This window comes from Staphylococcus pseudintermedius (assembly GCF_001792775.2).
GTDB lineage: Bacteria > Bacillota > Bacilli > Staphylococcales > Staphylococcaceae > Staphylococcus > Staphylococcus pseudintermedius.
On record NZ_MLGE02000006.1, the window covers coordinates 162,835 to 169,264 of the forward strand.

Here is a 6,430-nt window from a genome sequence, read left to right on the forward strand (position 1 = left end):
GTGATGACCGTGAACCAGATTGATTTTTCGCAACATGATTATCAAGATGAAATAGATAGATTACGTCATGAATACCAGTTTGACTTTGCCGGTATTGCTTTGCCATCAGAAGATCATGTGGGGATGAAAATCAAATGGCGTTACGTGTCAGGCAACTTGAATGAACGATATCGTCGCATTGTGTTACGTAATGGACATGGTATTGCAGGGAATGTGATGAAAACAGGCAAGCCGATGATCATTCCGGATACAACAGATGATGCAATTCAAAATACATTGTTTGATTATCCTATATTGATGAGTGAGCAATTGACGGCTTTGATTGCGATTCCACTGTGGCACAACCATCGTGTGAAAGGTGTCCTTTTGCTCGGACAGCGTAATCAAAAGCCATTGCCACATCTAGCGAAAGACATTTCCTCCATTAAGAGTGTTGGTAGTTTGACAAGTGAAGATAAGGTGATGCAATAATGCCACAACAACAGACCGAATTATTAAATTTTTTACAAGCATACTATCATCAAACATCAGAAATGATTATTTTTATCGATGCACAAGGTCAAGTCATTGATATGAATGAAGCGGCAAAACGCGTCATTTCATCGGATAATGATATGAGTGGGATTTCGACGACGATATGTGGCAGATGTGAAGGGTATACGAACGAACACGCCTTACGCACATGTCAAAATTGTTTTTTGCAGTCTTCTGAAATTGGTGATACGACATTTCAAGTCTTTATGAAAACGACCAATAATAAAATTGAGCCATTTACAGCGACCTATCAAACGATCGATGAAGAACGACAAATTAAAGCCTTTACCCTTCAAAATGTCACAGCACAACTGCAGCGACAAGAAAAGCTATATCAACGTAATATGATCCAAAAAACGATTGCAGCACAAGAGAACGAACGTAAACGGATTTCGCGTGAATTGCATGATGGGGTCGTTCAAGAACTGATCAACATCAATGTGGAAATGCGCTTATTAAAATATCAAAACGATATGGATGTCCTCCTATCTAATGCCAAAAATATTGAAGGCTTGATGACAAAATTGATTGATGACCTGCGCAATTTATCATCAGAATTACGTCCGTCTACATTAGATGATTTAGGACTAGATGCCGCATTTAAAACATATTTTAAACAGATAGAAAATAACTACGGCCTAGCGATCAATTATCATTTTGATATTGACTCGGAGCGCTTTGATGCGGAAATTGAAACTGTCGTCTATCGTATCGTGCAAGAAGCGGTTTTCAATGCGATGAAGTATGCGGATATTGATGATGTTGATGTCATTATTCGCAAAGATGATCACTACCTTTATGCGGAAGTTTCAGATCAAGGGAGAGGATTTGAACCGAGTGATTCGCCTAAAGGAACCGGTTTAGGGCTTTATGGCATGTATGAACGTGCAGAACTGGTGAATGGAAAACTCAATATTGAAACGCAAAAAGGAAAGGGTACGATTGTGTCACTCGAAGTACCAATCAGCTAAAAGTGAGGGGAATGTAGCATGAGAATCGTGATAGCAGATGATCACGCTGTTGTACGTACGGGTTTTTCGATGATTTTAAACTTTCAAGAAGATATGGAAGTGGTGGGTACCGCTGCAGATGGTGTTGAAGCGTATCAAAAAGTGATGGAGCACGCACCGGATGTATTGATTATGGATTTAAGTATGCCACCAGGAGAATCGGGTTTAATTGCGACGAGTAAAATTTTAGATAGTTTCCCAAATACAAAAATTCTCATACTCACGATGTATGATGATGAAGAATATTTATTTCACGTATTAAGAAGTGGCGCGAGTGGCTATATTTTGAAAAATGCGCCGGATGAACAATTATTGTTAGCGATTCGTACTGTTTACCAAGGCGAGACGTATATTGATCCGAAAATGACGACTTCTTTAGTGAAAGAGTTTGTGCATTCATCAAATGACGGTGAGTATTCGAATGATCCGTTTAAAGTATTGTCGAAGCGGGAATTGGAGATTTTACCATTGATTGCGAAAGGTTATGGGAATAAGGATATTGCTGAGAAATTGTTTGTGTCGGTGAAGACGGTTGAGGCACATAAAACGCGTATTATGGATAAGTTGAATTTGAAGTCGAAGCCGGAGTTAGTGGAGTATGCGTTGAAGAAGAAGTTGTTGGATTTTTAGTGGTTTAACATGTTGCTCATTTTAAAATTGAGGGAACGTAGCGGGAGTTAAAACATTTTCTGTTATAGGTGTATGTTGCATGATTGCTACCTTGGGCTCGCGTTCCTAGGGGCTGCCCCTACAACTAATCAACGCTTTCATTTTACTGTTATATTTGTAATGGAAGCGTTGATGGATTTTCCGGGCCAGCTGATCCCTCAGGAGTCTCGCCCAGGTGTGCAATTGATATTTATAAACATTTCGAGTTGAGGATGTTACACGATATTTTGTGTCATCCTCAACTTTTATTTTGAAAGATGTCATTTAAAAAAGCTAACAACATATTCTTACGCACATACTTCAAATAACTTATCATTTTTATTGAGATGAGAAGATGACGTGAAAGGGCATGTGTTAAAAACATTTTCTGTTACAGGCGTATGTTGCATGATTGCTACCTTGGGCTCGCGTTCCTAGGGGCTGCCCCTACAACTAATCAACGCTTTCATTTTACTGTTATATTTGTAGTGGAAGCGTTGATGGATTTTCCGGGCCAGCTGATCCCTCGGGAGTCTCGCCCAGGTGTGCAATTGATATGTATAAACATTTCGAGTTGAGGATGTTACACGATATTTTGTGTCATCCTCAACTTTTATTTTGAAAGATGTCATTTAAAAAAGCTAACAACATATTCTTACGCACATACTTCAAATAACTTATCATTTTTATTGAGATGAGAAGATGACGTGAAAGGGCATGTGTTAAAAACATTTTCTGTTATAGGTGTATGTTGCATGATTGCTACCTTGGGCTCGCGTTCCTAGGGGCTGTCCCTACAACTAATCAACGCTTTCATTTTACTGTTATATTTGTAGTGGAAGCGTTGATGGATTTTCCGGGCCAGCTGATCCCTCAGGAGTCTCGCCCAGATGTGCAATTGATATTTATAAACATTTCGAGTTGAGGATGTTACACGATATTTTGTGTCATCCTCAACTTTTATTTTGAGCGGGTTGTTGATACACTTTTATCTACTGCTTCTCGCAACTTTTCTTTTTTAATGAGAGGGAGGTAGTGAGAATGTAGGGGGAGTGAACTAGACGCTTATTCTCAAATGAATTTTTATAGACTATCGAGCAAGGTATTGGGAATTCAGACATTTCCATGCACTTGTTCTTTTTAATTGAAGTTGAAATTTTACTTGTAATTAGGATTGATATTTCTTGTAATAGATTAAGCTGTTATGCAAATGGGACGAGTTCAATTACGACAGGGTTAATAAATCGAATCTGTGAGAAGTTTGATGTCTTTTATTTAGACATTGTAGGTAAAGATAAATGATTTACGCCACTTGAAGCGTATCAATGGTCTTTCAAAATTAAAACTACAAAAGAACGTGGTGCACGGTTGTTAGCAGAACTATTTGATCTTCAAAATAAACAAGGTATTACGACCAACGATGATACAAATAATGGGATATTAATTAGCGATGATGGATCAGAACGCATCAATACAAAAATCTAATTTGTTCAAAAGTTTAATATATTAGAGGAGTATATTGGTTATATAAATGGAATAGAGCACATGTCAAATGTGTAAGCGGACACTATCACTTTCGATTGTTAGGGGATACGCTATGTAATAATAGGGTAACTCCTTATGTTATAAATTTCACAATATCGTTAAACTAGAGGTGAAATCTAATCGCGCATCTTATTTGAACTGAAGCTAACGTTCAAGTTGATGCATCTAGTAAAGAAAGGTGAATGAGAAATGAATCAATCGAAAGGTGGCGTACAACTTGCGCTCCAAACACTCAGCCTTGTTGCAGGGTTTATGGCGTGGAGTATCATTGCACCATTAATTCCATTTATTTCACAAGATATTAAAATTTCAAGCGGTCAACTCTCTATTATTTTGGCCATTCCCGTTATTCTAGGATCTGTTCTGCGTGTACCATTTGGTTATTTAACAAATATTGTAGGCGCGAAATGGGTGTTTTTTACGAGCTTTATTGTGTTGCTCGTACCGATATTTTTACTCAGTCAAGCTGGCTCTCCTGGCGCGTTAATGTTTGCAGGATTCTTCCTTGGGGTCGGGGGCGCGATTTTCTCAGTAGGTGTTACATCACTTCCGAAATATTTTTCTAAAGATAAAGTCGGTCTCGCAAACGGTATTTATGGTATGGGGAACTTGGGGACAGCGGTATCTTCATTTTTAGCGCCACCGATTGCAGGTGTCATCGGATGGCAAAACACTGTACGTAGTTATTTAATTGTCATGGCAGTCTTTGCAATCATCATGTTCTTTTTAGGAGACAATAAAGAACCTAAAGTGAAAGTACCACTTGTAGAACAAACGCGTATTTTAATGAAAAACTATAAACTGTATTATTTAAGCTTATGGTATTTTATTACGTTCGGCTCATTTGTCGCATTTGGCCTATTTTTACCAAACTTCCTCGTACAAAATTTCGGTATTGATAAAGTTGATGCAGGAATTCGTACAGGTGTGTTTATCGCGTTAGCGACGTGTTTGAGACCTCTTGGCGGTATTTTAGGGGATAAATTTAACGCGGTGACGATGTTGAAAATCTTCTTCTCTATTATGATTGCGGGTGCTTTTATCTTAGGTGTTTCGAGTCAAATTTCATTGTTTACAATCGGCTGTTTAACAGTGAGTGTTTGTGCCGGTATTGGTAACGGACTTGTGTTTAAATTAGTGCCACATTATTTCACAAAAGAAGCGGGTGTCGCAAACGGTATTGTTTCTATGATGGGGGGGCTTGGCGGATTCTTCCCACCGCTTGTCATTTCAGCTGTGACATCTATCACAGGTACGAGTCATTTCGCATTCATCTTGTTATGTGTATTCGGATTAATTGCACTTGTAACGATGTTTAACTTATCTAAACGTGAAAAAGCAGCCGCAAATAAAGCGACTGTGTCATAATACTGACAAGTGATTCAAAGTAGAACATTGTTATGAATAAAAAGAGGACCGAGAGACGTCATGTTTCTCAGTCCTCTTTTCAGTGCGCCCGGCATGGGTAACATCTTGACGGTGAAAGTCCGTTACAGGCTTGGTAGTAGGAACTGTTAGCGAAAGACAAGGGTGTCCATTGCGAAGTGGAATCTGAAGGAAGTCGGACGCAAACACTCGCACTGACGAACAGAAATATCATACTAAGGCTATGTAGAATGGATGAATCTGCTGAACAAGATGAAGTCCGATACTACCCGAGTTCTATATAGTAAATGATGCGGTGACATGAGTGGAAAGAGGTTACACCTTACCCGGGGAGGTCTCATCAGCGGTATATTTATACCGTAGTAACAACGAATGATGAGAAGTCAGCAGAAGTCATAGTAGGGAAAATGTACCGAAGGACTGAACAATATTCAATACAAAGTAAAGATTGGAGGTTATAGATTTACGACGTGCAGAATACGGTCTTAACCGGCAACTTATGGAAGGATAAGTAGTGGAACGAAAAAGAATACATAAGTGTGTACAGTAAATCTTAGGTGAAATGAAAGAAATGTATCGTAAGTCTCCATCATTGATGGAGCTTGTTGTAAGACCTGACAACATAGAAAAAGCTATCAAGAAGGTTAAGAAAAACAAAGGTGCTCCTGGAATTGACGGCATGAAAGTCAGCGAACTCCATGCTCACTTTGCGCAGTACTTTTCGCAGATAACGAAAAAACTGCTTGATGGTTCATACAAACCTCAAGCAGTCCGAAAAGTTCAAATTCCCAAACCAAATGGGAAANTACGTGTGCTTGGTATTCCTGTCGCTAGAGACAGAGTCATACAACAAGCCATTAGACAAGTGATTGAACCAGGCATCGACCGAACATTTTCAAACCATAGCCATGGTTTCAGACCTCATCGTAGCACAGGAACAGCACTTAAGCAATGTGCTACCTACTACGAAGAAGGCTATAAAATAGCCGTGGATTGTGATTTGAAACAGTGCTTTGACATGTTAAATCATGATAAGCTCATGTATTTGTTCGAACGCCATGTTCAAGATAAGTCAATTTCCACATTTATCCGTAGAAGTTTACAAGTAGGTGCCATTGACCTATCTGGCGAAGTCGCAGAAAGAAAGATAGGTGCACCACAAGGGGGCGTTATTTCTCCCTTACTATGTAATATCTATCTACATGAACTGGATAAAGAACTCGAAAAGCGTGGACACCGATTTGTACGATATGCCGATGACTTTGTCATCTTCGTACGCACAAAACGAGCAGGCGAACGTGTAATGT

The 6,430-nt window shown here is 39.1% G+C and carries 5 protein-coding genes and 1 pseudogene; all 6 read left to right on the plus strand.

The annotated features are described in order from the left end of the window. Nucleotides 1-9 precede the first annotated feature (9 nt). Complete coding sequence (gene nreA, locus BJK46_RS06685) at nt 10-471, plus strand: nitrate respiration regulation accessory nitrate sensor NreA (RefSeq protein WP_014613057.1); 462 nt, start codon at nt 10-12, stop codon at nt 469-471. Beyond that, nucleotides 471-1,505, plus strand: a complete 1,035-nt coding sequence (locus BJK46_RS06690) for a sensor histidine kinase (protein WP_014613058.1) — start codon at nt 471-473, stop codon at nt 1,503-1,505. The genes nreA and BJK46_RS06690 overlap by 1 nt, the downstream gene beginning before the upstream one ends. Before the next feature lie 18 nt (nt 1,506-1,523). Continuing rightward, nucleotides 1,524-2,174 carry a nitrate respiration regulation response regulator NreC gene (nreC, locus tag BJK46_RS06695; RefSeq protein ID WP_014613059.1) on the plus strand — a complete coding sequence of 217 codons (651 nt, stop codon included), beginning with the start codon at nt 1,524-1,526 and terminating at the stop codon, nt 2,172-2,174. 1,347 nt (nt 2,175-3,521) lie between these two features. Beyond that, a pseudogene (locus tag BJK46_RS12660) lies at nt 3,522-3,677 on the plus strand (hypothetical protein); the annotation flags it as partial. Between the two features lie 249 nt (nt 3,678-3,926). After that, entirely contained in the window at nt 3,927-5,105 is a 1,179-nt protein-coding gene (locus BJK46_RS06700; protein ID WP_014613064.1) for a nitrate/nitrite transporter, read from the plus strand. Nucleotides 5,106-5,694: 589 nt separating this feature from the next. Beyond that, nucleotides 5,695-6,430: group II intron reverse transcriptase/maturase (ltrA, locus tag BJK46_RS06705; protein ID WP_112424784.1), on the plus strand; the 736-nt coding region annotated here is incomplete at its 3' end.